Origin of the sequence: Pseudomonas sp. PNPG3 (genome assembly GCF_023093815.1) — a bacterium.
GTDB lineage: Bacteria > Pseudomonadota > Gammaproteobacteria > Pseudomonadales > Pseudomonadaceae > Aquipseudomonas > Aquipseudomonas asiatica.
Genome location: NZ_JALLKV010000006.1, coordinates 78,778 through 102,433 on the forward strand (window position 1 = coordinate 78,778; position 23,656 = coordinate 102,433).

The 23,656-nt window shown below is 63.6% G+C and carries 24 protein-coding genes; 8 read left to right on the forward strand and 16 right to left on the reverse strand.

Going from position 1 to position 23,656, the window contains the following annotated elements; translation table 11 throughout:
• Positions 1-23: 23 nt before the first annotated feature.
• Complete coding sequence (locus tag MJ643_RS06555; RefSeq protein WP_013974816.1) at positions 24-920, forward strand: M23 family metallopeptidase; 897 nt, start codon at positions 24-26, stop codon at positions 918-920.
• Positions 921-1,037: 117 nt separating this feature from the next.
• Here the strand turns inward: MJ643_RS06555 and MJ643_RS06560 are convergent, their stop codons facing one another.
• The 3 genes from MJ643_RS06560 to phoB form a co-directional block, all read right to left on the reverse strand.
• On the reverse strand, positions 1,038-2,378 hold the full coding sequence (locus MJ643_RS06560) for a hemolysin family protein (RefSeq protein ID WP_013974815.1): 1,341 nt from the start codon (positions 2,376-2,378) through the stop codon (positions 1,038-1,040).
• A gap of 173 nt (positions 2,379-2,551) precedes the next feature.
• Entirely contained in the window at positions 2,552-3,859 is a 1,308-nt protein-coding gene (gene phoR, locus MJ643_RS06565; RefSeq protein WP_169774675.1) for a phosphate regulon sensor histidine kinase PhoR, read from the reverse strand.
• Between the two features lie 48 nt (positions 3,860-3,907).
• Positions 3,908-4,597, reverse strand: coding sequence for a phosphate regulon transcriptional regulator PhoB (gene phoB, locus MJ643_RS06570; protein ID WP_003253341.1), 690 nt, complete (start codon positions 4,595-4,597; stop codon positions 3,908-3,910).
• A 172-nt stretch (positions 4,598-4,769) separates the two neighbouring features.
• Here phoB and MJ643_RS06575 point away from each other — a divergent pair, with 172 nt between their 5' ends.
• Positions 4,770-5,141 (forward strand): hypothetical protein, encoded by a 372-nt coding sequence (locus tag MJ643_RS06575; protein WP_039612344.1) that lies wholly within the window; start codon positions 4,770-4,772, stop codon positions 5,139-5,141.
• A 120-nt stretch (positions 5,142-5,261) separates the two neighbouring features.
• Here the strand turns inward: MJ643_RS06575 and ubiA are convergent, their stop codons facing one another.
• Both ubiA and MJ643_RS06585 read right to left on the reverse strand, forming a co-directional pair.
• Positions 5,262-6,152, reverse strand: coding sequence for a 4-hydroxybenzoate octaprenyltransferase (ubiA, locus tag MJ643_RS06580; protein ID WP_013974811.1), 891 nt, complete (start codon positions 6,150-6,152; stop codon positions 5,262-5,264).
• The gene (locus MJ643_RS06585; RefSeq protein ID WP_015272344.1) at positions 6,152-6,709 is read right to left on the reverse strand and encodes a chorismate lyase; all 558 of its coding nucleotides are present in this window, start codon (positions 6,707-6,709) and stop codon (positions 6,152-6,154) included. The genes ubiA and MJ643_RS06585 overlap by 1 nt, the downstream gene beginning before the upstream one ends.
• A 227-nt stretch (positions 6,710-6,936) precedes the next feature.
• On the opposite strand from MJ643_RS06585, the gene MJ643_RS06590 reads away from it, so the two are divergent.
• The 4 genes from MJ643_RS06590 (at position 6,937) to MJ643_RS06605 (ending at position 9,278) form a co-directional block, all read left to right on the forward strand.
• Complete coding sequence (locus tag MJ643_RS06590; protein WP_003253349.1) at positions 6,937-7,104, forward strand: rubredoxin; 168 nt, start codon at positions 6,937-6,939, stop codon at positions 7,102-7,104.
• A 16-nt stretch (positions 7,105-7,120) separates the two neighbouring features.
• Positions 7,121-8,269 (forward strand): FAD-dependent oxidoreductase, encoded by a 1,149-nt coding sequence (locus MJ643_RS06595; protein WP_208209237.1) that lies wholly within the window; start codon positions 7,121-7,123, stop codon positions 8,267-8,269.
• 186 nt (positions 8,270-8,455) lie between these two features.
• The gene (locus tag MJ643_RS06600) at positions 8,456-8,755 is read left to right on the forward strand and encodes an HU family DNA-binding protein (protein WP_013974808.1); all 300 of its coding nucleotides are present in this window, start codon (positions 8,456-8,458) and stop codon (positions 8,753-8,755) included.
• Between the two features lie 148 nt (positions 8,756-8,903).
• Positions 8,904-9,278, forward strand: coding sequence for a helicase (locus MJ643_RS06605; protein WP_003258183.1), 375 nt, complete (start codon positions 8,904-8,906; stop codon positions 9,276-9,278).
• 126 nt (positions 9,279-9,404) lie between these two features.
• On the opposite strand, the gene MJ643_RS06610 is transcribed toward MJ643_RS06605, so the two are convergent.
• The 6 genes from MJ643_RS06610 to exbB all read right to left on the reverse strand — a co-directional run bounded on the left by MJ643_RS06610 (position 9,405) and on the right by exbB (position 16,124).
• A complete protein-coding gene (locus tag MJ643_RS06610; protein ID WP_013974807.1) occupies positions 9,405-10,808 on the reverse strand; it encodes an aminoacyl-tRNA deacylase and HDOD domain-containing protein in 1,404 nt (467 codons plus the stop codon).
• Positions 10,809-10,886: 78 nt separating this feature from the next.
• The gene (recG, locus tag MJ643_RS06615; protein WP_169774677.1) at positions 10,887-12,965 is read right to left on the reverse strand and encodes an ATP-dependent DNA helicase RecG; all 2,079 of its coding nucleotides are present in this window, start codon (positions 12,963-12,965) and stop codon (positions 10,887-10,889) included.
• Between the two features lie 3 nt (positions 12,966-12,968).
• On the reverse strand, positions 12,969-13,895 hold the full coding sequence (locus tag MJ643_RS06620; RefSeq protein WP_013974805.1) for a hydrogen peroxide-inducible genes activator: 927 nt from the start codon (positions 13,893-13,895) through the stop codon (positions 12,969-12,971).
• A gap of 94 nt (positions 13,896-13,989) precedes the next feature.
• Positions 13,990-14,721 carry an energy transducer TonB gene (locus tag MJ643_RS06625; protein WP_015272339.1) on the reverse strand — a complete coding sequence of 244 codons (732 nt, stop codon included), beginning with the start codon at positions 14,719-14,721 and terminating at the stop codon, positions 13,990-13,992.
• Positions 14,718-15,146 carry a TonB system transport protein ExbD gene (gene exbD, locus MJ643_RS06630; protein WP_013974803.1) on the reverse strand — a complete coding sequence of 143 codons (429 nt, stop codon included), beginning with the start codon at positions 15,144-15,146 and terminating at the stop codon, positions 14,718-14,720. Before exbD ends, MJ643_RS06625 begins: the two co-directional genes overlap by 4 nt.
• Positions 15,147-15,149: 3 nt before the next feature.
• Entirely contained in the window at positions 15,150-16,124 is a 975-nt protein-coding gene (gene exbB, locus MJ643_RS06635; RefSeq protein WP_013974802.1) for a tonB-system energizer ExbB, read from the reverse strand.
• Between the two features lie 190 nt (positions 16,125-16,314).
• On the opposite strand from exbB, the gene MJ643_RS06640 reads away from it, so the two are divergent.
• Positions 16,315-17,172, forward strand: coding sequence for an SDR family oxidoreductase (locus MJ643_RS06640; RefSeq protein ID WP_023663581.1), 858 nt, complete (start codon positions 16,315-16,317; stop codon positions 17,170-17,172).
• Positions 17,173-17,302: 130 nt separating this feature from the next.
• Here the strand turns inward: MJ643_RS06640 and MJ643_RS06645 are convergent, their stop codons facing one another.
• The 5 genes from MJ643_RS06645 to MJ643_RS06665 form a co-directional block, all read right to left on the reverse strand.
• On the reverse strand, positions 17,303-18,034 hold the full coding sequence (locus tag MJ643_RS06645) for a hypothetical protein (protein ID WP_013974800.1): 732 nt from the start codon (positions 18,032-18,034) through the stop codon (positions 17,303-17,305).
• A 58-nt stretch (positions 18,035-18,092) separates the two neighbouring features.
• A complete protein-coding gene (locus tag MJ643_RS06650; protein ID WP_009684531.1) occupies positions 18,093-18,473 on the reverse strand; it encodes a RidA family protein in 381 nt (126 codons plus the stop codon).
• A gap of 23 nt (positions 18,474-18,496) precedes the next feature.
• Positions 18,497-20,605, reverse strand: coding sequence for a bifunctional GTP diphosphokinase/guanosine-3',5'-bis pyrophosphate 3'-pyrophosphohydrolase (spoT, locus tag MJ643_RS06655; protein ID WP_013974799.1), 2,109 nt, complete (start codon positions 20,603-20,605; stop codon positions 18,497-18,499).
• A 59-nt stretch (positions 20,606-20,664) separates the two neighbouring features.
• Entirely contained in the window at positions 20,665-20,928 is a 264-nt protein-coding gene (gene rpoZ, locus MJ643_RS06660; RefSeq protein ID WP_003253383.1) for a DNA-directed RNA polymerase subunit omega, read from the reverse strand.
• 261 nt (positions 20,929-21,189) lie between these two features.
• Entirely contained in the window at positions 21,190-22,062 is an 873-nt protein-coding gene (locus MJ643_RS06665) for a LysR family transcriptional regulator (protein ID WP_013974798.1), read from the reverse strand.
• A gap of 207 nt (positions 22,063-22,269) precedes the next feature.
• Here MJ643_RS06665 and MJ643_RS06670 point away from each other — a divergent pair, with 207 nt between their 5' ends.
• Complete coding sequence (locus MJ643_RS06670) at positions 22,270-23,652, forward strand: glutamine synthetase family protein (protein WP_015272334.1); 1,383 nt, start codon at positions 22,270-22,272, stop codon at positions 23,650-23,652.
• The last annotated feature ends 4 nt before the right edge of the window (positions 23,653-23,656 follow it).

Consider the following 23,656-nt stretch of genomic DNA (forward strand, 5'->3'; position numbering starts at 1 on the left):
GCAACTGTCAAAAAGCCACTATCATGCCCGCCCGCCTGCTGCTGTTCTGTGCATTGCTCATGGCCTCGGCGTCGAGCCTGGGCATGACCATTTACGAGATCACCGATGATGGCCGTGTGACCTCCTATTCCGACCGGCCCGGCCCCGGTGCCAAAACCTTTGTGCGGCGCGTACCTATGGTCGAGGTGCCCGAAGGCCAGGTTCTGCTGAACGCGATAACCTTCAACGGCGGCGTGAGCTTTTCGGCCCGCAACCAGCTACACGTGCCAGTGGAGGTGGAGTTGCGCCTGGACAACCTGGTGAATGCACAAGGTGGCAATGCCCCGCGTACCGTGCGCCGGGTACTGCCGCCGCGCACCACGCAAATGCTAAGCGTGCTCAGGGGGCGCCCCGGGATGCTGCTGAACTACCGCTCGACCCTGCTACAGGCCATGGGCGACCCGGGCAAGCGGCCCCAGGGCTTCCGCTATGCATTCCCCTGGATTGGCGGGCCGTTCCGCGTGACCCAGGGCCCCAATGGCCGGGTCAGTCATTTTGGGCCCAAGGGGCGTTACGCCATGGACATCGCCATGCCCGAAGGCACCACCATCATCGCGGCGCGGGAAGGGGTGGTGGTGAAGACGGAGAACAGCCAGAGCGGGCGCGGCCCCAACCCCTCGGGCAATTTCGTCAGGATCCTGCACCCGGACGGTACCATGGGCGTCTACCTGCACCTGATGCGCGGGTCGGTGGTAGTGGCGGAGGGGCAACGAGTGCGGCAGGGGCAGATGCTGGCCAAGTCGGGCAATACCGGCAACAGTACCGGGCCCCACCTGCATTTCGTGGTGCAGCGCAATGTGGGGTTGGCGCTGGAGTCGATACCTTATCGGTTCGACAGGCCGATTGGTGGGTTGCCTGACTTTACCGCGGGTAACCCCTGAGATTTTTGGGGCCGCTTTGCGGCCCTATCGCGACACAAGGCCGCTCCTACAGGGATACGCGAACCCCTGTGGGAGCGGCCTTGCGTCGCGATGGGCTGCAAAGCAGCCCCCTGGCCCTCAATCCAGCTTGAGTACCTTGGCCAGCACGATCTTCGGCCCTTTCATCTTCTTGATGATGATGCGCAGCCCTTCGACCTCCAGCACTTCCTCTTCTTCAGGCACGCGCTTGAGCGTCTCGTAGACCAGACCGGCGAGGGTTTCCGCCTCGATATGGTCAAGGTCGACGCCCAGCAGGCGCTCGACCTTGAACAGCGGCGTGTCGCCACGCACCAGCAGCTTGCCCGGCTGGTAGGCGAGGATGCCGCGCTCGGTCTTGCGGTGCTCGTCCTGGATATCGCCCACCAGCACTTCCAGCACGTCTTCCATGGTCAGGTAGCCAATCACCTTGCCATCGGCTTCCTCCACCAGCACGAAGTGCGCGCCGCCCTTGCGGAACTGCTCCAGCAACTGTGCCAGCGGCATGTGCCGCGACACGCGCTCCAGCGGCCTGGCCAGGTCGTCGAGGTCGATGGTTTCGGGCAAGTGCTCGAGTTCGGCCAGTTCCAGCAGCAGGTCCTTGATATGCAGCAGGCCGGTGAACTCCTCACGCTCGGCGTCGTACACCGGGTAGCGGCTGAACTTGTGGCGGCGTACCAGCGCCAGGATCTGCTTCAACGGCGCATGGGCGTCGATGCTGACCATGTCCTCGCGCGAGTTGGCCCAGTCGACCACCTCCAGCTCGCCCATTTCCACGGCAGAGGCCAGCACGCGCATGCCCTGGTCGCTCGGGTCCTGGCCACGGCTGGAGTGCAGGATCAGCTTGAGTTCTTCACGGCTGTAGTGGTGCTCGTGATGCGGGCCGGGCTCGCCCTGGCCAGCAATGCGCAGGATGGTGTTGGCGCTGGCATTGAGCAGGTAGATGGCCGGGTACATCACCCAGTAGAACAGGTACAGCGGCACGGCGGTCCACAGCGACAGCAGTTCTGGCTTGCGGATGGCCCAGGACTTGGGCGCCAGCTCACCGACCACGATGTGCAGGTACGAAATGACGAAGAAGGCGACGAAGAACGAGATCGCCTTGATCAGCTCGGGCGTGTCCACGCCAAGGTATGCCAGCAGCGGCTCGAGCAGATGGGCGAACGCCGGTTCACCGACCCAGCCAAGGCCCAGCGAGGCGAGGGTGATGCCCAGCTGGCAGGCCGACAGATAGGCGTCGAGCTGGTTGTGCACCTTGCGCAGGATGCTGCCACGCCAGCCATGCAACTCGGCGATGGACTCGACGCGGGTAGCGCGCAGCTTGACCATGGCGAACTCGGCGGCAACGAAGAAGCCGTTGAGCAGCACCAGGAGCAAGGCAAAGATGATCATGCCGAAATCGGCGAATAACGAGGTGAGGCTGATACCAGGGGAAGGGTCCATGATGGAGTTTTTACGGGGTCCGTCTTCGAGATAGAGAGAAAAAAAGTGCCAGCTCTTGCTGGCACAGGGGGTCCAATGTAGCGGCTGGTGCGGTAAAAGCAAAGGGTGGCGGACTTATTGCGGTCCCTGTGGGAGCGGGCGTGCCCGCGAAGGGCTGCGCAGCAGCCCCGATCTCAAGCCTTGCCGTTGGCCAATTGTGCTGGTGCGAAGTGACAGGTAAACGTACTGCCATGCCCTGGCACGCTGCTGATCTCCAGTTTGCCGCGGTGGCGCATCAGCACATGCTTGACGATCGCCAGCCCCAGCCCGGTGCCCCCGGTATTCGACGCACGGCTGGAGTCGACCCGGTAGAAGCGCTCGGTCAGACGTGGCAGGTGCTTGGCATCGATGCCCACCCCCGAGTCCTGCACCGACAGGTGTGCGCCCTGGGCATCGGCCCACCAGCGAATCCGGATGCTGCCTTCGTCCTGGGTGTACTTGACCGCGTTGAACACCAGATTGGAAAAGGCACTGCGCAGCTCTGACTCGCTGCCCTTCAACTGCACACCGGGCGCGGCTTCAAGGGTGATGCGCTGTTTGCGGGGCCCGGACAGAGCCTGGGCGTCGTTCTTGATCGCGCAGAGCAAGGCATCGACCGCCACCGGGTGGTTGTCCGACGGATAGTCGGTGGCCTCAAGCTTGGCCAGCAGCAACAGGTCGTTGAGCAGTGTCTGCATGCGTGAGCCTTGCTGGCTCATCTGTTGCAGGGCTCGGCTCCAGCGCGGGTTCACGTCCTCGACGTTGTCCAGCAGGGTTTCCAGGTAGCCGGTGATGACCGTCAGCGGCGTGCGCAGCTCGTGGGACACGTTGGCGACGAAGTCCTTGCGCATCTGCTCCAGCTGGTGGATGCGGGTAACGTCGCGCACCAGCATCAGGTGCTCGTTGTTGCCGTAGCGGGTGATGTGCAACTGCACGCGCATGCGGTCGTTGATCGGCGAAGGGATTTCCAGCGGCTCGAGGTAGTTTCCTGCCTCGAAGTACTCCTTGAAGCGCGGGTGGCGCACCAGGTTGGTCACCTGCTGGCCGCCGTCCTGTGGGGTCTTGAAGCCCAGCAGGGTCTCGGCGGCGCGGTTCCACCATTCCAGGTTGCCATCGCTGTCGAGCATGATCACTGCGTCTCGCAGTGCGGCAGTAGACTCCTGCACCCTGTCGATCACCGCCTGCAGGCGGCCGCGTACACGCTGGTCGCGGCGTTGCAGGTGGTAGATGCTGTCGAACACCTCGCCCCACAGCCCGTAGCCATCGGGCGGTGCTTCGTCGGGTTGGTGGTTGCGCAGCCAGTCATGCAGGCGCAGCAGTTGCTTGAGGGTCCAGCCCAGGTAGAGCGCCAGGCCGATGGCCAGGCTCCAGCCATAGTAGTCACTGACCAGCCCACCGATCAGGCAGACGGTAATCAGCAGCAGCAGGTGGCGAATCAGGGTCGCGTGCCAGTTCTGGTTCAATTGACGGTCCTTGTACAACGACGTGCAGCTTGGCGCCTTTCAGCTCGATCAGCTCTTGGTCGAGAAGCGGTAGCCGGTGCCCCGGACGGTTTGTACCAGATTTTCGTAGGCTTCACCCAGCGCCTTGCGCAGGCGGCGGATGTGTACGTCGACGGTGCGTTCCTCGACATAGACGTTACCGCCCCATACCTGGTCCAGCAGTTGGCCACGGGTGTAGGCGCGCTCCTGGTGGGTCATGAAGAACTGCAGCAGACGGTATTCGGTAGGGCCCATCTCGGCTGGCTTGCCGTCGATGGTCACGCGGTGGCTGATCGGGTCGAGCAGCAGGCCACCGACTTCGATCGGTGCCTCGCTATCGCTCGGGCCGGTGCGACGCAGCACGGCTTTCAGGCGGGCGACCAGCTCGCGTGGTGAGAACGGCTTGGTGATGTAGTCGTCGGCACCCACTTCCAGGCCTTGGATCTTGTTGTCCTCTTCACCCTTGGCGGTGAGCATGATGATCGGGATGTCGCCGGTCAGCTCGTCGCGCTTGAGGCGGCGGGCCAACTCGATGCCGGAGGTGCCTGGCAGCATCCAGTCGAGCAGGATCAGGTCCGGTTTGCGGTCGACGATGATCGCGTGGGCCTGTTGGGAGTTTTCCGCTTCCAGGCAGTCATAGCCGGCCATTTCCAGGGCAACGGCGATCATCTCGCGAATTGGTGCTTCGTCGTCGACGATCAGAATGTTCCTGCCAACCATGCTCAAAACCTCTCCTGGATACGGTGTCTTGGCCCGCATTAGATAACGGAATTATTGCAGCTGTGTGACAGGGTGTTGGCCGTTCTGGCGACATTCCATGACTGAACTAGGCTTGAAAGGGCCGTAGTTGTGGCAACCAGAACTCAATCCCCCCGAAACAATGGTGAATCCAATGACACGACAAACGCTGAGCTGGATGGCCCTTTTCACTGCGCTGGCGCTCCCGGGGGTGGCCTTGGCCGACCATGCGATGGAGAAGGGCGGGATGTTGGTCGATCATGCCGGCATGACCCTGTACACCTTCGACAAGGATGCGGGCGGCAAGTCGATGTGCAATGGCGAATGCGCCAAAAACTGGCCGCCGCTGATGGTCCAGGCCAATGACGAACCGGCCAAGGACAAGTGGACAGTAGTGATGCGCGATGATGGCAGCAAGCAGTGGGCCTATGACGGCAAGCCGCTGTATACCTTCATCAAGGACAAGAAGGCCGGCGACATGACCGGTGACGGCATGAAGGACGTCTGGCACGTTGCCAAGCCTTGAGATTGCCGGGGCCGCTTTGCGGCCCATCGCCGGCAAGCCAGCTCCCTCAGGTTATGTGCAAGCTGTGAAGGCAGCGCTGCACCTGTGGGAGCTGGCTTGTCGGCGATAGGGCCCTCAGCTTCAACGCAGTGCGTAATCCAATACTACCCCGATAAACACCAGCATCCCCGCCCAGTGATTGTGCAGAAACGCCTTGAAGCACGACTCCCGGTCCAGCTTGCGCGTCGACCAGTACTCCCAGGCAAAGCACGCCGCCGCGCCCAGCAGCCCCAGGTGGAACCAGCCACCCAGCTCGAAGCGGCTGCCGGCCAGCAACAGGCAGCCCAGCGACAGCAGCTGCAAGGTGAGGATGATGGTGCGGTCGGCATCGCCGAACAGGATGGCGGTCGACTTCACGCCAATCTTCAGGTCGTCATCACGGTCGACCATGGCGTAGTAGGTGTCGTAGCCCACCGTCCACAGCAGGTTGGCGATGTACAGCAGCCAGGCGCTGGCTGGCAGCTCGCCACCCGCTGCGGTGAAGGCCATGGGAATGCCCCAGGAATACGCCGCCCCCAGCACCACCTGCGGGTAATAGGTGTAGCGCTTCATGAACGGGTAGCAGAACGCCAGAGCTACCGCACCGAACGACAGCCACACCGTGCGGCTGTTGGTGCACAGCACCAGCAGGAAGCTCACTCCGACCAGGATGGCGAACAGCGCCAGTGCTTCGCGCGGGCGGACCCGGCCGCTGGCCAGGGGGCGGTCGGCGGTGCGTTTGACGTGGCCGTCCACCTTGCGGTCGGCAAAGTCGTTGATGCAGCAACCTGCGGCGCGCATCAGCACCACACCGAGGCCAAAGATCAGCACGTTGGCCAGGGTTGGTGAACCATTGCCAGCAATCCACACCGCCGACAAGGTCGGCCACAGTAGCAGGTAGATACCAATTGGCCGGTCCATCCGACTGAGCTGGACAAAGTCCCAGGCCCGCGGGTGCAGGCGGTTGAGCGACTTCAGCAGTTGCATGTACATCAGCGGTTTTCCTCCTTGGCCGCTTGCCACAATGCCGGCAGGAACACCTCTGCCACCAGTAGGTCCAGGCCGCCACGTTCGAAGCGCGACCGGCGGCCCCACAGCGCAGTATGGGCGGCTTCGCTCGGCAGCCAGGCCTGTGGATAACTGCACACCTCGATGGGGTGGCGGATAAATGCCTGGTCGCAGAACAGCAACTCGCCCAACGAACGGCTGCCCAAGGTTTCAAGGTCCAGCCCGCCGCGCTCCAGGGCGCTGCGGCTGGCGACGCTGCGAGCGAACACCCAGGGTTGGCCATGGCCGCGCAGGTACACCTCGCGCACCCAGCCTTCGGCACCGGCGGCGATGCCCAGTGCCTGGCATTCGTCATCGCGCAGCGGTTGCCAGCCCTCGAACAGCGGGGTAACGGAGAAGTGATCGTTGGACAGGCGGGTCAGGCGGCGGGTCAGCGAGCCCTCGTCGAACAGCCAGTCAAGGGTGGGCTGGTCGATGTCGGTCGCCAGCCGTGAATACGGCAGCCACGCGACAGCGGCTGCTTGCGGGGATTCGTACGACACGTCGGTCTGCTTGTTACAACCAGAGAGGCGGCGAGCTTAGCATGATTGCCCGGACTGCTTGCATACTGCTGACAGGGCCGCTACAAAGCCCCACGAATTGCCCGCAGGCTTCGTCGCGGGTAAACCCGTTCCCACAGGCTACGCAGTCGCTGTAGGAGCGGGTTCACCCGCGAAGAGGCCATCAGCAGCAACACAAAGCTCCAGCTTGAACCGAGGAAAAAGACCTGATGAAGAAGTGGCAATGTATTGTCTGTGGCCTGATCTACGACGAAGCCGAAGGCTGGCCCGACGACGGCATCGCCCCCGGCACACGCTGGGAAGACGTGCCTGAAGACTGGCTGTGCCCCGACTGCGGCGTGGGCAAGAGCGACTTTGAAATGATCTCCATCGGCTAATCGAGGAAAGCACGACATGACGTCCCCTGTGGTAATCATCGGTACCGGCCTTGCGGGCTACAACCTGGCCCGTGAATTTCGCAAGCTCGATGCGCAGACGCCGCTGCTGCTGATCACCGCCGATGACGGTCGTTCCTACTCCAAGCCCATGCTGTCCACCGGCTTTGCCAAGCAGAAGGACGCCGACGCCCTGAGCATGGCCGAGCCGGGCGCCATGGCCGAGCAACTGAATGCCGAGATTCGCACCCATACCCGCATCAGCGGCATCGACCCGGGTCACAAGCGTTTGTGGATAGGTGAAGAGGCGGTGGAATACCGCGATCTGGTGCTGGCCTGGGGTGCGCAGACGGTGCAGGTGCCGATCGAAGGTGATGGCGGCGATCAGGTGTTCCCGATCAATGATCTGGAAGATTACGCGCGCTTCCGTGCCGCTGCCGTCGGCAAACAGCGCGTGCTGATCCTCGGTGCCGGCCTGATCGGCTGCGAATTCGCCAACGACATGAGCCTGGGCGGCTTCCAGGTCGATGTGGTGGCGCCGTGCGAGCAAGTCATGCCGACCCTGCTGCACCCGGCCGCTGCCACTGCCGTGCAGGCCGGGCTGGAAGGCCTGGGCGTGCGCTTTCACCTCGGCCCGGTACTGACCCGCCTGCAGCAGGTGGCCCAGGGCCTGGAGGCGCACCTGTCCGACGGCAGCGTGATCGCCTGCGACCTGGTGGTTTCGGCCATCGGCCTGCGCCCGCGCACCGACCTGGCTGCCGCCGCTGGCCTACAGACCAACCGCGGCGTTTGCGTGGACCGCCAGTTGCGCACGTCCCACGCCAACATCTTTGCCCTTGGCGACTGTGCCGAAGTCGATGGCATCAACCTGCTCTATGTGATGCCGCTGATGAGCTGTGCCCGGGCCCTGGCGCAAACCCTGGCCGGCAAGCCGACAACGGTCGCCTACGGGCCGATGCCGATCACCGTGAAAACCCCGGCCTGTCCGCTGGTGGTCTCGCCGCCGCCCCAAGGCCACGAAGGCACCTGGCAGGTAGAGGGGCAGGGCAGTGACCTCAAGGTGCTCTGCCTTGATGCAGAGGGCACGCTGCTGGGCTACGCCCTCACCGGGGCGGCCGTGATGGAAAAGCTGGCCCTGAATCGCCAGCTGCCGGCCGTTATGGCGTAAATAGCTGGCGTTCTGTCGGATTTATCCTGTTGTTGCTTGCACAATGGCCGCCCAGATACTGGCGCGGCCCCTGTGCACGTGCCATCCTCACTTCCGTCTGCCGCAGATTAGAGCCTGCGGTGCCTTGAGCGCTGCTCCCAGGGCAGCACGGCATAACAACAAGAATTCCGTCAAAGAGGCTTCACTATGCGCAAACCAGAACTCGCCGCCGTCATCGCCGAAAAGGCCGATCTGACCAAGGAAAAGGCCAATCAGGTTTTGAACGCGATTCTCGACAGCATCACGGGTGCCCTGGACAAGGACACCGTGACCCTGGTCGGTTTCGGCACCTTCGAAAAACGTCATCGCGGTGCGCGTACCGGCAAGAACCCGCAAACCGGTGAACCGGTCAAGATCAAGGCCAGCAATACCGTGGCTTTCAAGCCAGGCAAGAATTTGCGCGACAGCGTCAACGCCCCCGTCAAGCCGGCCAAGAAAGGCAAGTGATCGCTCCCTGACAACCCCAGTGTCAGCCAAGCGGGCGCCTCAGGGCGCCCGTTGTGCTTTCTGCAGGCAAAATGTTTCGAACTTGCATAAATAGTTCTGGAAAAGGATAGACTGCGCGCCTTAGTCACTTTTAATTCGAGGCGCGTTGATGAAGTTCCGCTTTCTTCTCTGGGCCATGGGGCTGTTGATGGCCAGGGCCAGCCGCAACAACCCGGCTTTCCAGCAGCAGCTCAAGGGCAAGGACCTGGTGTTCCAGATGCAGACCCTGGACGGCAAGGTCGCCCGGCACTTCATAGTCAACAACGAACGCATCAGCAGCAAGGGCGGTGCGCACCCGCAGCCAGCGTTCGCCATCGCCTTCAAGGACGCTGCCTATGGTTTCACCACCATGCAGGCAGGTAACAAGCAACTGGCGTTCATGCAGGGGATTCAGGACAAGCACATCCAGATCAAGGGCAACCCGGCGCTGGTGATGTGGTTCCAGGGGTTGATGAAGTACCTGAAGCCGAAGAAGAAGGGCTGAAACTCAATAGGCCTGCTGACTCATACCCTGTGGGAGCGGGTTTACCCGCGAACACCGGCAACGCCGGTGCCATGCACCGCGTCGCGATCTTCGCGGGTAAACCCGCTCCCACAGGGGCCAATCATGTCAGTGAGGTGCGTGGAACTGCGAAGCCAGCTCACGCAGCAGGCTCTCTGCCTCGAGCACCTTGTTCACCACATCCTCGGCCTTTTCCCGGGTAATCCCCAGCCGTTCCAGCAATTCGTCTGGAATCTCCTGCTGTGGCCCCGAGCCAATCCCCCGCGAGCGTAGCAATCGTGTAGCCAGGCACACCAGGTTGGGGAACGCAGAAAACTCGCCGTCATAGGCCGGGTCGTGCTGGAAGCGCAGTGCGGCAGACAGTTCTTCCGGCATGTCCCACAGCTTCATCAACCAGGCACCGATCTGCTCGCGGCTGATGCCCAGCAGGTGTTGTTCCACATAGGTGTGGCACAGGTGCGGGTTGACCTCCAGGTGGCGGCAGATCAGCGAGAAGTGCGGCGGGAAAACGTGCGCCAACAGCAGGTAGCCAAAGTTGTGCAGCAGCCCGGCCAGGTAGGTCAGGCCGGCCTCAGGGCGCTCGGCCCGTGGCATGGCGCGGGTCAGGCCTTCGATGATCGCGGCGGTGTAGATCGACTGCTGCCAGTACGGCGTGGCTTGCTGCGGGTGGTCTTTCGGCAGGCTTAGGGTCTTGCCCAGCGCCAGGCCCAGGGCCAGGTTGATCACCAGGTCGAAGCCCAGCACACGCACGATGGCGTCTTCCACCGAGCGGATCTTGCCAGGTGAGGCGTAGTAGGGCGATGCCGCCCAACTCACCACCTGTGCCGCCAGCGCCGGGTCGGTTTCGACCACGCCGGTGATATCGTCGATGCTGGCGTTGGGGTCTACCCGTAGCTTGATGATCTTTTGCGCGGTGTCGGCCAGCGGCGGGATTTCGATGGTTTCTTCCAGGCGCTTCTGGATGCGCCGGGCAGTGAAGGCCTGGACGGCGTTGGTGATTTCCCGGGTGTCATCATCGGGGCGGTCGAGGTTGGGGCTGATTGCCTCGACTTCCTGGCCGAAGCTGCTGGCGCTGGCCTTGACCAGCATGCGCTTGAAGTGCGCGCGTTCGATTTCCAGCAGCAGGCCGGCTTCGCCAGACTGGATAAACACGGTTTCGGCGTCGAGCAGGCTCTTTTCGTACTGGCACGGCGAGCTGGTCAGCGCCGGAATGCCTGGCAGGGCCTTGAGCTGGTGCTTGTCCAGCATCTGCTTCAGGCGCGGCACCGACACCGCAGTGAGCTTGCGACCGGTCAGTTCGGCCAGGCGGTTGAGGTCCAGCAGCTGGCTCTGCGGGAATAGCACCATCAGGGCGCCGACCTCGTCGTCGAGCAGCACGGCCTGTACCCGCGACGCTGCCGGCAGGTGCGGATGTTCGACCACCTCGCGGTAGGCCACGCCGAGTTTGTCGAGCAGCAGCCGGATGACCGAGGGAGCGTGTGGGGTTGCGGTGTCCAGGGCAACTTCAGTCATGGTCCGTATCCACTGATTCCTTTAAACGCGAAGTATAACCAGCCTCTGGGCAAATCTGGATCCATTATGGGACCAGCGTCACACTTGGCCATATTGCTGGCCATGACGCAGCCAGCGATCGAGCAGCGGGCTGACGTGCTCCGGCCAGCGTGCGATCAGGGCCTGGGCGGCGTCGCGCACGGCCGGCAGCAGGTCGGCGTCACGCATCAGGTCGGCGACCTTGAACTGCAAAAGGCCTGTCTGGCGGGTGCCGAGCATCTCGCCCGGGCCACGCAGCTCCAGGTCCTTTTCGGCGATGATGAAGCCGTCGTTGGTTTCCCGCATGATCCCTAGCCGCTCGCGGCCGATCTGCGACAGTGGTGGGTGGTACAGCAGCACGCAATGGCTGACGGCGCTGCCCCGGCCAACCCGGCCACGCAACTGGTGCAGCTGTGCCAGGCCCAGGCGCTCTGGGTTCTCGATGATCATCAGGCTGGCGTTGGGCACGTCCACGCCCACCTCGATGACCGTGGTGGCGACCAGCAACTGCAAGTTGCCGGCCTTGAACTCAGCCATGATCTCGGCCTTTTCCGCCGGCTTCATGCGCCCGTGGATCAGCCCCACCCGCAGCTCGCCCAGGGCGCTGCCCAGCTCCTCGTAGGTACTTTCGGCGGCCTGGCAGGTAAGCTCTTCGGATTCTTCGATCAGGGTGCACACCCAGTAGGCCTGGCGCCCTTCGGCGCAGGCGGCGCGCACCCGCTCGACCACTTCGAAGCGGCGGCTATCGGCCACCAGCACGGTGTTCACCGGGGTGCGTCCGGGAGGCAGTTCGTCGAGCACCGAGGTGTCCAGGTCGGCGTAGGCGCTCATGGCCAAGGTGCGCGGAATGGGTGTGGCGGTCATGATCAGCTGGTGCGGGCACAATTCCCCGGCCACGCCCTTCTTGCGCAGGGCCAGGCGTTGCTGCACGCCAAAACGGTGCTGTTCATCGATGATCGCCAGGGCCAGGTGCTTGAACTTCACCTCTTCCTGGAACAGCGCATGGGTGCCGACCACCATTGGCGCGCCATTGGCGATCTGCTCCAGGGCGGCTGCCCGGGCTTTGCCCTTTAGCTTGCCGGCCAGCCACGCGACTTCGATGCCCAGCGGCTCGAGCCAGCGCTTGAAGGTAATGAAGTGCTGTTCGGCGAGGATCTCGGTGGGCGCCATCAGGGCCACCTGGTAGCCAGCTTCCAGGGCCTGCAGCGCGGCCAGGGCGGCGACCACGGTCTTGCCGGCACCCACATCGCCCTGCACCAGGCGCATCATCGGCTCTTGCTGGCTGAGGTCGTAAGCAATTTCGTTGGCCACTCGCTGCTGTGCGCCGGTCGGCTGGAAACCCAGGTTGGCAAGGTACTGTGCCTGCAGGCGCTGGGCCTTGGGCAGCACTGGCGCGCGCAGGCTGCGCAGGCTTTCACGCAGGCGTTGCTGCGACAACTGGTGGGTCAGCAGCTCTTCGAAGGCCAGGCGGTGCTGGGCCCAGTGCTGGCCTTCGGCAAGCTCGTCGAGGTCGGCGTCGGCCGGCGGGTTGTGCAGGTAGCGGATGGCATCGTCCAGCGGCGCCAGCTGGTAGTCCCGGGCCAGTTCGTCGGGCAGCCAGTCCGGCAGGCTGCGCGGGCCGAGCAGACCCAGGCTCTGCTGGCACAGCAGCCGCAGGCGTTGCTGGGTAAGGCCTTCGGTGGACGGATAGATCGGCGTCAGGGTCTGCTCGACCGGTGGCGGCGGTTCGTCGCCGTTCAGCGCCCGGTATTCCGGGTGGTAGATCTCCAGGCCCGAAGCGCCGGGGCGTGCTTCGCCGTAGCAGCGCAGGTGGGTGCCACGCTTGAGGCCTTCCTTCTGCGCGTTGCTGAAGTGGTAGAAGCGCAGGCTCAGCACACCGCTGCCGTCACCCAGGCGCACCACCAGGCTGCGGCGCTTGCCCATGGTCACGTCGGCGCCGCTGACCACGCCCTCGATCACCGCGTCCTGGCCAGGGCGCAGTTGACCGATCGGCACCACGCGGGTGCGGTCCTGGTAGCGCAGGGGCAGGTGGAACAGCACGTCCTGCAGGTTCTCCAGGCCGACCTTGGCGAGCTTCTCCGCCATGGCCTCGCCAACCCCCTTGAGTACCGTCACCGGGACTTTCGACAGCTCACTCATGACTCAGGCCGGTTGTTCCGCAGGGGCTTTGGCGACCGAGCACAGGCGGATCGAGTCGGCGAGGATCTCGATGGCTTTCGGCCGCGGGAAGCTGGCGCGCCAGGCGATGGCTACGGTGCGGAATGGTGCCGGTGCGGTCAGTGGGCGAACCTCGATGACACCGGGGGCGTAGTGGTGGCTGTGCACCGCCGACAGCGGCAGGATCGACACGCCAAGGCCCGAGGCCACCATGTGACGGATGGTTTCCAGCGAGCTGGACTCCACCGTGGTGTGCTTGGAGCCTTCACCGCCCTTGTTCAGCGTTGGACAGGCCTCCAGTACCTGGTCGCGGAAGCAGTGGCCTTCACCGAGCAGCAACAGGCTCTTGTCGTTGAGCATTGCGGTGTCGATGGTCTTTTTCGCTGTCCACGGGTGGTCAGCCGGCATCAGGGCGCAGAACGGCTCATCGTAAAGCGGCAGGGTCAGCACGTCGGCTTCGTTGAACGGCAGGGCGATGATCACCGCGTCCAGTTCGCCGTTGCGCAGCTTTTCGCGCAGTACGTGGGTGAAGTTCTCTTCGATGTAGAGCGGCATCTGCGGTGCCACGCGGTGCAGCTGCGGAATCAGGTGCGGGAACAGGTACGGGCCGACGGTATAGATGGCACCGACCTTGAGCGGGGCGGTCAGCTGGTTCTTGCCGGCCTGGGCCAGCTCGCGAATGCCTTGGGCCTGCTCCAGTACCTTCTGCGCCTGGGCGACGATGCTTTCGCCGACTGGGGTCAGGCGGACCGCGCTCTTGCTGCGCTCGAAGATCAACACGCCAAGCTCATCCTCGAGCTTCTTCACACCGACCGACAGGGTCGGCTGGCTCACGTGGCAGCGTTCGGCGGCATGCCCGAAATGCTGTTCCTGGGCGAGTGTGACGATGTAGCGTAATTCTGTGAGGGTCATAACGTGCGTCCATGAAGTTGCGAGCCCAGCATAGCGGCTGCAATCGATAGACGCACGTTATCAGACTTGCCGATTTGTGACAGAAACAAAAGTCTCAGCGGCGGTCCAGCGAGTAGACGAACGGGGCCACGACTTCGATCGTGCCATTGTTCAGCAACTCGGGTGGCGGCTTGGGTACCGTGCCGGCCCGACGGATCATTTCCAGGGTCGCCCGGTCCAGAGCGGCACTACCCGAACCTCCGGCCATGGAGTACGACACCACCTTGCCTTCGGCGTCGACCACGAAACGTAAGCGGTTTATGCCCTGCAGCCCGCGACGGCGCGCGTCTTCCGGGTAACGCTTGTACTTGGCCAGGTGACGCAGCAGGTCGCTCTGCCAGGTCGGCAGGGCTTTGCTGTTGGACGCAATGCTCGGTGCCGGTGCCGCGGACTTCTGCGGTGGCGTGTTGCTGGGCGGTGCGTCTACCGTTTGTTCGGTCGGCGGTGCTTCCTTCGGCGGCTCAGGCTTTTTCTCGGGCTTGGGCGGCTGTGGCTTGGCCTTTGGCTTGGGCGGCTTGGGAATGGCGATCTTGGGCTTGGGTGCCTCGGCCAGCTTCGGCAGTGGCGGTTCCTCGACCGGTGCCGGTGGCTGCGGCGCCGCTTTCGGGGGCGGTGGTGGCGCAGGCTCCGGCAACGGCGCCAGCTCGACCATCATGGCTGCCGGTGGCAGTTCGATGGCCTGGGGCACCGACCAGTTGAGCGTCAGCAGCACGGCGACCACGTGCACGCCCAGCACGATCGCCAGGCTGCCACCGTAGCGCGCCATGTTCGAGCGCGTTCTTGTCATTTCTTGGCTGCCGTCTCTAGACCTACCAGACCGACTTTCAGGTAGCCGGCCGCGCGCATGTTGTTCATCACTTCCATCAGGTCACCGTAATCCACGCCTTTGTCAGCCTGGAAGAAGATGGTGGTTTCCTTGTCGCCCTTGGTCTTGGCATCGAGCATCGGGCCAAGCTGGTCGGGGGCAGGGACCTGATCGTCACCGACGTACAGCTTCTGGTCGGCCTTGACGCTGACGAACACCGGTTTCTCGGGCCTCGGCGCCGGCTTGGCGGTCGAGGCCGGCAGGTCGACCTTGATGTCGACCGTGGCCAAGGGGGCTGCGACCATGAAAATGATCAGCAGCACCAGCATCACGTCGATGAACGGCGTAACGTTGATTTCGTGGTTCTCGGCGAGGTCGTCGCCACCTTCGTTGAGATGCAGGCCCATGGCTTACCCCACTTTCACCATGTGCGGGGCAACACGCTCGCTGCCCTGGTGGTCCAGATCACGGCTGACCAGCAGCAGCACCTGGGCGGAGGCGTCGGACACCTGGGCCTTGTAGCCGGCGATGGAGCGGGCGAAGACGTTGTAGATGACCACGGCCGGAATTGCGGCGACCAGACCCAGGGCGGTGGCCAACAGGGCTTCGGCGATACCTGGGGCAACCACGGCCAGGTTGGTGGTCTGGGTCTTGGCGATGCCGATGAAGCTGTTCATGATGCCCCATACGGTACCGAACAGGCCGACGAATGGCGCAGTGGAGCCGATGGTGGCGAGTACGCCGGTGCCGCTGCTCATGGTGCGACCGCTGGCGTGTACCAGGCGCTCCAGGCGGAAGCTGACGCGCTCCTTGATGCCCTCTTTTTCGCGGGCGTTGGCCGATAGGCGCATCTCTTCGAGTGCGTCGTGGACCAGGGTGTGGGCCAGGGTGCCTTCCTTGTTGGAAACGTCGCTGGCTTCCTTGAGGCTGGCGGATTTCTTCAGCAGGGCGATTTCACCACGCAGGCGACGCTTGGCGCCCATCAGCTCGAAGCCTTTGGCAATCCAGATGGTCCAGGTGATGATGGAGGCGATGGCCAGGCCGATCATCACCGCCTTCACCACCACGTCGGCGTTCTTGTACATGCCCCAAGGGGACAGGTCGTGGGCCATGCCCAGCGAGGTGTCTTCAACCAGAGCCTCGACGCTCGGGTCTGCAGCGACCGGGGCATCAACCGGGGTGGCGGCAACTGCACCGCCAGCCGGTGCTGCGGCTGGAGCAACTGCCGGAGCAGCCGGTGCGGTAGCGGCAGCAGGCGCGGCAGCATTGGCGGTTGGCTCATCGGCCATGGCCACCGGGGCCAGCACCAGGCTGAGTGTCAGCGCGGCGATGGCGCGCCAGGCGCGCGACGGGGTTGGCGAAGCGGAAGGTTGAGTACGTGTCATGCTGGCCGGACCTGATGAAGAATGAAGTTAACGTTCTCCAAGGCCTCGAGGTAGGCCGAGAACAATTTGGCGGCCATTATTGCAAGTAATTCTTGTTAACAAAAGTAATCTTGTTGCTTTTTTCGCCTATGGTCTAGCCATCCATCGTGTAGCGTGGTCGGGCTGATCAATTGGTCTAGGGAGTTTAGAGATGTCAGACCTTTCCGTGATGGTGGTGGGATGTGGTGATGTAGGCGGGCGTCTTGCCCGGCAGATGCTTGCGCGCGGCTGGCAGGTGAGCGGCCTGCGTCGCTCGGTCGGGCAGTTGCCTGCGGGGGTCGTGCCGGTGGCAGCGGACTTGTCCGAGCCATCGATTCCCGACACCTGGCCGCAGCGCGCGCCGGACTACCTGGTGTATTGCGTGGCGGCCAGCCAGCACGACGAAGCGGGTTACCAGGCAGCCTATGTCGACGGTTTGCGCCATGTGCTGGGTTGGCTGGCCGAGCGCGGGCAATGCCCACGACGGCTGCTGTTCGTGTCCAGCAGCAGCGTGTATGCACAGAAGGACGGCGAATGGATCGAAGAAGGCGCGGCCACCGAGCCTGAAGGTTATTCCGGGCGGTTGATGCTGGAGGCTGAGCGGCTGGCGCTGGCCAGCGGCATCCCGGCCAGCGTGGTGCGCCTGACCGGCATCTATGGCCCCGGCCGCGAGTGGCTGCTCAGTCAGGTGCGCCAGGGCTATCGCGTGGCCGAGGAGCCACCGCTGTATGGCAACCGCATCCATGCTGAGGATGCTGCCAGCCTGTTGGCGTTCCTGTTGCAGGCCGATGCCGACGGCAAGGTGCTCGACGACTGCTACATCGGCGTCGACGACGACCCGGCGCCGCTGGCCGATGTGGTGGCCTGGCTGCGGGCGTACATGGGGGTAACCGAGTGGTCGGATGAGCAGCGGGTGCGGCGTACCGGCAGCAAGCGCTGCAGTAATGCCCGGGCGCGGGCGTTGGGCTGGGCGCCGGTGTATCCGAGTTACAGGGAAGGCTATGCCGCAATCCTGAAAGGCGTGCGCTGAGTCTACCGGCCTCTTCGCGGGTAAACCCGCTCCCACAGGTGCTCCGCTGGATTCAAGCCTGGCGGTGTGCCTGTGGGAGCGGGTTTACCCGCGAAGAGGCCGGTGAGTTCGACCACGATTTCAGCAGGCTTCAGTCCAGTTCCAGCACCCACTGGCGCTTGCCGGCCGCCAACACTGGCATTTCATCCGGCTGCGCACGGTTCACCGCCTGGAAGATCTCCAGCTTGTCGCCATCGCGCTTGAGGATGAACGGCGCGCCACGCTGGTTGCGCTCCAGCCACAGGCTGTCATTGCTGCCACCCATGGTCGCGCAATCACCCGCCAGGCACAGGGCGAAACGGTCTGGCCCTGGCAGGCCGGTGACATTGCCGGTGTCGCCGAAGCGCACGCTGGCACCTTTGCCCTGGCCTTCGACGATCTTCCAGTTGCCGCCCAGGTAGGCCTGGTAAAGCGCCTTCTCGAAGCTGCCGCCTAGCGGTGCATTTGCTACAGGTGGTGATTTGACGCGCACGAAAGTCTGTTCACCCAAGGTTGGGTTTGCCACTTTCAATTCGTCGCCACGCAGCGTCAATCGGGCAGGTTCTGCACCGTCGGTACTAATCTGCCATTGGTCTTCATTGATGATCAGTTGACCATCCGCGCCTTCGAAGCCGTTACTGAAGCTCGCTTTCTGGCTTGCAACGTCCAGCTTCCATTCGAGCTCAATGCCGTGTTTGTTCAGGGTTTGAGTAACGCGGCCGCTTTCGACCACCTCATCGATGGCTTTCTGGTTGATCCAGGTGCCGTTCAGGTCTTCAGGTTTGTGGCTGGCGCAGCCGCCCAGAAGCAGGGCTGCCAGCGCGAGGGGCAGTGCTTGACGCATGACGGGGTAACCTTGCAGAGAAGGGAAGGTGACGGGCAGGGCGCCCGTCACCGGGGCATCATTCGATGACCAGAATGGCGTCCATTTCGACCTGGGCGCCTTTCGGCAGCGCGGCAACACCGATGGCGGCGCGGGCCGGGTAAGGCTGCTCGAAGTAGCGGCCCATCACCTCGTTGACCTTGGCGAAGTGGCTCAGGTCGGTGAGGAAGATGTTCAGCTTGACGATGTCCTTGAACGAACCGCCAGCGGCTTCAGCCACGGCCTTGAGGTTCTCGAACACCTGTACGGTCTGGGCTTCGAAGCCTTCGACCAGCTCCATGGTCTTCGGGTCCAGCGGGATCTGGCCCGACATGTACACGGTGTTGCCGGCCTTGATCGCCTGCGAGTAGGTGCCGATGGCGGCAGGGGCCTTGTCGCTGTTGATGACGGTCTTGCTCATGATGACTCCTTGCGGTTGGCGGACTACGTACGCATGCGGGTGATGCGGACCACACCGGTCAGGGTACGCAGCTTCTTGATCACACGCGCCAGGTGCACGCGGTCGTGCACGCTGACCACCAGTTGGACCACGCTGATACGGCCGTCGCGTTCGTCCATGCTGATCTTCTCGATGTTGCCGTCGGCGGCGTTGACACTGCTGGCCAGCAGGGCAATCAGGCCGCGCTGGTGCTCCAGTTCGACACGCAACTCGACATTGAACTCACCGGTGATGTCCTTGGCCCAGGAGAGTTGTACGCACTTTTCCGGGTTGTGGCGGATTTCACTGATGTTGCGGCAGTTTTCCAGGTGCACGACCATGCCCTTGCCGGCTGACAGGTGGCCGACGATCGGATCGCCCGGGATCGGTGTGCAGCACTTGGCGTAGCTCAGCACCAGCCCTTCGGTACCACGAATCGCCAGCGGACCTTCCGGTGCCGGCAGCTGCTCGCCTTCGGCCGACAGCAGGCGGCGCGCGACCACGTAGGCCATGCGGTTGCCCAGGCCGATGTCTTCGAGCAGGTCTTCGATCAGCTCCAGGCGGTACTCGGCGAGAATGGCCTGGATACGCTCCTGGGGGATCATTTCCAGGCTGCTGTCGAAGCCGGTGAGCACCTTGTTCAGCAGGCGTTCGCCCAGGCTGATGGACTCGGAGCGACGCTGCTGCTTGAGCGCGTGGCGGATGTGCGTGCGCGCCTTGCCGGTAACCACGAAGTTGAGCCAGGCCGGGTTCGGCCGCGCGCCCGGGGCGCTGACGATTTCCACTGTCGAGCCGCTTTGCAGCGGTTCGGACAGCGGCGCCAGGCGGCGGTTGATGCGGCAGGCGATGCAGCTGTTGCCGACGTCGGTGTGCACCGCGTAGGCGAAGTCGACGGCCGTGGAGCCTTTGGGCAGTTCCATGATGCGGCCTTTGGGCGTGAACACGTAGACCTCGTCCGGGAACAGGTCGATCTTCACGCTCTCGATGAATTCCAGCGAGTTGCCGGCACGTTGCTGCAGCTCGAGGATGCCCTTGACCCACTGGCGGGCGCGGGCGTGGCTGCCCTTGGGTTGCTCGTCGTCGTTGGACTTGTACAGCCAGTGCGCGGCAATGCCGTTGTTGGCCATCTCTTCCATCTCGCGGGTGCGGATCTGGATTTCGATGGGCACGCCGTGCATGCCGAACAGCGTGGTGTGCAACGACTGGTAGCCGTTGGCCTTGGGGATCGCGATGTAATCCTTGAAGCGACCGGGCAGCGGCTTGTAGAGGTTGTGCACCGCACCGAGTACGCGGTAGCAGGTATCGACCTTGTCCACGACGATGCGGAAGGCGTACACGTCCATGATCTCGTTGAAGGCGCGGCGCTTGCCGCGCATCTTCTTGTAGATGCCATAGAGGTGTTTCTGCCGGCCACTGACTTCGCCCTCGATGCCGTCGGCGGCCAGGCAGTTGGCCAGCGAATGTTCGATCTTGGCGACGATCTCCTTGCGGTTGCCGCGTGCGCTTTTCACCGCGCGGTGGATCAGCGACGAACGCATCGGGTGCATGGCCTTGAAGCCGAGGTCCTCGAACTCAACGCGCACGGTGTGCATGCCCAGGCGGTTGGCAATGGGGGCGTAGATCTCGAGGGTTTCCTTGGCGATGCGCCGGCGTTTTTCGCCGGACAGCACTTCCAGGGTGCGCATGTTGTGCAGGCGGTCGGCCAGCTTGACCAGGATCACGCGGATATCGCGGGCCATGGCCATGGCCATCTTCTGGAAGTTTTCGGCTTGCGCCTCGGCCTTGGTCTCGAAGTTCATCTGGGTCAGCTTGCTGACCCCATCGACCAGTTCGGCCACGGTCTCGCCAAACTGCTGGCTGAGGGCTTCCTTGGCGATGCCGGTATCTTCGATCACGTCGTGCAGCATGGCCGCCATCAGGCTCTGATGGTCCATGTGCATGTCGGCGAGGATGCTGGCCACGGCCAGCGGGTGGGTCACGTAGGGCTCGCCACTGCGGCGGCGCTGCCCATCGTGGGCCTGTTCGGCGTAGAAATAGGCGCGCCGGACCAGGTTGACCTGTTCGGGGCCAAGGTAGGTCGACAGCCGTTCGGCCAAGGCTTCTATACCCGGCATGGGTTCACCTCCTGCCGAGGAAGGGGGCCTTGCGCCGTGCGACGTCGACCTGGCATCAATCAGACAGCCTCGTTGTTCTCGTCCTCGAACGCGGCGAACACCGGATCCTCGGTGACGATCTCTTCAGCGGCGATGAACTCGTTGGTGACGATGCCTTCGGCGATTTCACGCAGGGCAACAACGGTCGGCTTGTCGTTTTCCCACGCAACGCGTGGCTCTTTGCCGCCGGTCGCCAGCTGGCGAGCGCGCTTGGTCGAGAGCATGACCAGCTCAAAGCGGTTATCCACGTGTTCCAGGCAGTCTTCAACAGTTACGCGGGCCATGGTCTTCCTCAGTAGCAATTGCGGTGGGCGTGCAGCCCGATAATGGGCAGGCGGACTCGATAGTTTAAAAAATCACCAGCCAATAGGGAAGCGCTGTTTTGTCGGGTGGTTACCCTCAAGCCCTGTGTTGCCTTCTTCGCGGCTAAAGCCGCTCCCACAGGGACCGCATTGCCCTCAGGTTCATCACCGCACCCTGTGGGAGCGGCTTCAGCCGCGAAAGGGCCGGAACAGACACCCTATCGCTTGAACCTGACGATAACCTCAGAGCATCGCGTCACGCAACCGCGGGGTCAGTTCCTCGAACAAGGTCTGCACCGAGCGCAACGCCCGGCAGTCCGGCCGGGTCAGCAGCCACAGCTGGGTGTCGCAACCCGGCAGCGGCCCGCTCAGCGCATCCACCCCGGGCAGAGCATGCACCATGTAGTCCGGCAGCGCTGCCACGCCGAGCCCGGCCGTGACCAGTTGAGCGATGGTCGACATGCCGCTGCACTGGTAGCGCGGGCTCAACCCCGGGTGCTGCTGGTTGCGCCAGACCACCGTAGGGTGGTCCTGCATCGAGTCGTCGGGGGCGATCCACGGCACGCTGGCAGGCGACTCGGCCAGACGTTCGCGCCACTGCGGCTGGCCGCAGACCACGTAGGAGGTGGACCCCAGGTTGCGGCCCACCAGGTGCTCCGGTGGCGTGTTAGTCAGGCGCAGGGCAATGTCGGCATCGCGCCGGCTGAGGTTGGCGAATGTGTTGGAAGTGCCCATCTCCAGCGACAAGGCCGGGTAGTTGGGCATGAATTCGGCCAGCGCCGGCAGCAGCAGGCTGTGCATCACCGCTTCGGTACAGGTCAGTCGTACCGTGCCGCTTACAACCTGCTCGCCACTGGTCATGGCGATGCGCGCCGCCTCCAGCGCCTGCTCGGCGCGTTCGGCCTGCTCGGCCAGGGCCTGGGCGGTGTCGGTCGGCAGGTAGCCTTTGCGGCTCTTGACGAACAAGGCGGTGCCCAGCGCCGACTCCAGCCGGCGGATCGAGCGGAACACCGTCGAAACATCGACCTTGAGCAACTCGGCAGCCTTGGCCAGCGAGCGGCCACGTTCCAGGGCCAGGACCAGGGAGAGGTCGGCATGGGTAATCTGATATTGCATTGGTGCACGCTCTGCTTGCCGAATTGCCAATGTCTGTTGCGTTTTGGCCATTTTATAGTGAAACGGCCCCCGGGAATCAATGCGCCCGGTCGGGTAACCAATCCCCACGATGGGAAAGTGAAAAGAACAACAGCTGCAACCATCGTCGCCCGTGAGGCGCCAGCCGTATCCCCCACATCGCCGCAGCAAATCAAAGGATGTACAGCCATGACGTCGGTAACCCCGTGCGCCAGTTCTTCCAGCGAGATGAATGACTTCCTCCAGGCCCATCCGGACACGCAGTACGTCGACCTGCTGATCTCCGACATGAACGGCGTGGTACGTGGCAAGCGCATCGAGCGGGCCAGCCTGCACAAGGTGTACGAGAAGGGCATCAACCTGCCGGCATCGTTGTTCGCCCTGGACATCAACGGGTCCACCGTCGAGAGCACCGGCCTTGGCCTGGACATCGGCGATGCCGACCGCATCTGCTTCCCGATCCCCGGCACGCTGTCGGACGAGCCGTGGCAGAAGCGGCCCACCGCCCAGCTGCTGATGACCATGCACGAACTGGATGGCCAGCCGTTCTTCGCCGACCCGCGCGAAGTACTGCGCCAGGTGGTGAGCAAGTTCGATGACCTGGGCCTGGATATCTGCGCCGCGTTCGAGCTGGAGTTCTACCTGATCGACCAGGATAACCTCAACGGTCGCCCGCAGCCGCCGCGCTCGCCGATTTCCGGCAAACGCCCGCAGTCGACCCAGGTGTACCTGATCGACGACCTCGATGAATATGCCGACTGCCTGCAGGACATGCTCGAAGCGGCCAAGGAGCAAGGCCTGCCCGCCGACGCCATCGTCAAGGAAAGCGCCCCGGCACAGTTCGAGGTCAACCTGCACCACGTGGCTGACCCGCTGAAGGCCTGCGACTACGCGATCCTGCTCAAGCGCCTGATCAAGAACGTTGCCTATGACCATGAGATGGACACCACCTTCATGGCCAAGCCCTACCCGGGCCAGGCAGGCAATGGCCTGCACGTGCACATTTCGTTGCTGGACAAGAAAACCGGCAAGAACATCTTCGCCAGTGACGACCCGCTGCAAAGCGACGCGCTGCGCCATGCCATCGGTGGTGTGCTGGAGACCATGCCGGCGTCGATGGCCTTCCTCTGCCCGAACATCAACTCCTACCGCCGCTTCGGCGCGCAGTTCTACGTGCCCAATGCGCCAAGCTGGGGCCTGGACAACCGCACCGTGGCCGTGCGCGTGCCCACCGATAGCAGCGATAACGTGCGCCTCGAGCACCGCGTGGCCGGTGCCGACGCCAACCCCTACCTGATGCTCGCGGCGATCCTCGCCGGTGTTCACCACGGCCTGACCAACCAGGTCGAGCCGCAGGCACCGATCGAAGGCAATTCCTACGAACAGCTGGAGCAGAGCCTGCCGAACAACCTGCGCGATGCCCTGCGCGCGCTGGACGACAGCGAAGTCCTCAACCAATACATCAGCCCGGATTACATCGATATCTTCGTGGCCTGCAAGGAAAGCGAACTGGCCGAGTTCGAAGTGTCGATTTCCGATCTCGAGTACAACTGGTACCTGCACACGGTGTAAGCCC

Excerpts from the sequence above, each read along its gene's own strand:
- rpoZ (WP_003253383.1), bottom strand. The coding sequence starts at position 20,928 with ATGGCCCGCGTAACTGTTGAAGACTGCCTGGAACACGTGGATAACCGC.
- MJ643_RS06620 (WP_013974805.1), bottom strand. The coding sequence starts at position 13,895 with ATGACCCTCACAGAATTACGCTACATCGTCACACTCGCCCAGGAACAG.
- spoT (WP_013974799.1), bottom strand. The coding sequence starts at position 20,605 with ATGCCGGGTATAGAAGCCTTGGCCGAACGGCTGTCGACCTACCTTGGC.
- MJ643_RS06650 (WP_009684531.1), bottom strand. The coding sequence starts at position 18,473 with ATGAGCAAGACCGTCATCAACAGCGACAAGGCCCCTGCCGCCATCGGC.
- recG (WP_169774677.1), bottom strand. The coding sequence starts at position 12,965 with ATGAGTGAGCTGTCGAAAGTCCCGGTGACGGTACTCAAGGGGGTTGGC.
- exbD (WP_013974803.1), bottom strand. The coding sequence starts at position 15,146 with ATGGGCCTGCATCTCAACGAAGGTGGCGACGACCTCGCCGAGAACCAC.
- MJ643_RS06605 (WP_003258183.1), top strand. The coding sequence starts at position 8,904 with ATGAAGTTCCGCTTTCTTCTCTGGGCCATGGGGCTGTTGATGGCCAGG.
- MJ643_RS06590 (WP_003253349.1), top strand. The coding sequence starts at position 6,937 with ATGAAGAAGTGGCAATGTATTGTCTGTGGCCTGATCTACGACGAAGCC.
- exbB (WP_013974802.1), bottom strand. The coding sequence starts at position 16,124 with ATGACACGTACTCAACCTTCCGCTTCGCCAACCCCGTCGCGCGCCTGG.
- phoB (WP_003253341.1), bottom strand. The coding sequence starts at position 4,597 with ATGGTTGGCAGGAACATTCTGATCGTCGACGACGAAGCACCAATTCGC.
- MJ643_RS06640 (WP_023663581.1), top strand. The coding sequence starts at position 16,315 with ATGTCAGACCTTTCCGTGATGGTGGTGGGATGTGGTGATGTAGGCGGG.
- ubiA (WP_013974811.1), bottom strand. The coding sequence starts at position 6,152 with ATGTACATGCAACTGCTGAAGTCGCTCAACCGCCTGCACCCGCGGGCC.
- MJ643_RS06610 (WP_013974807.1), bottom strand. The coding sequence starts at position 10,808 with ATGACTGAAGTTGCCCTGGACACCGCAACCCCACACGCTCCCTCGGTC.
- MJ643_RS06645 (WP_013974800.1), bottom strand. The coding sequence starts at position 18,034 with ATGCGTCAAGCACTGCCCCTCGCGCTGGCAGCCCTGCTTCTGGGCGGC.
- MJ643_RS06575 (WP_039612344.1), top strand. The coding sequence starts at position 4,770 with ATGACACGACAAACGCTGAGCTGGATGGCCCTTTTCACTGCGCTGGCG.
- MJ643_RS06625 (WP_015272339.1), bottom strand. The coding sequence starts at position 14,721 with ATGACAAGAACGCGCTCGAACATGGCGCGCTACGGTGGCAGCCTGGCG.
- MJ643_RS06670 (WP_015272334.1), top strand. The coding sequence starts at position 22,270 with ATGACGTCGGTAACCCCGTGCGCCAGTTCTTCCAGCGAGATGAATGAC.
- MJ643_RS06665 (WP_013974798.1), bottom strand. The coding sequence starts at position 22,062 with ATGCAATATCAGATTACCCATGCCGACCTCTCCCTGGTCCTGGCCCTG.
- MJ643_RS06555 (WP_013974816.1), top strand. The coding sequence starts at position 24 with ATGCCCGCCCGCCTGCTGCTGTTCTGTGCATTGCTCATGGCCTCGGCG.
- MJ643_RS06595 (WP_208209237.1), top strand. The coding sequence starts at position 7,121 with ATGACGTCCCCTGTGGTAATCATCGGTACCGGCCTTGCGGGCTACAAC.
- MJ643_RS06560 (WP_013974815.1), bottom strand. The coding sequence starts at position 2,378 with ATGGACCCTTCCCCTGGTATCAGCCTCACCTCGTTATTCGCCGATTTC.
- MJ643_RS06600 (WP_013974808.1), top strand. The coding sequence starts at position 8,456 with ATGCGCAAACCAGAACTCGCCGCCGTCATCGCCGAAAAGGCCGATCTG.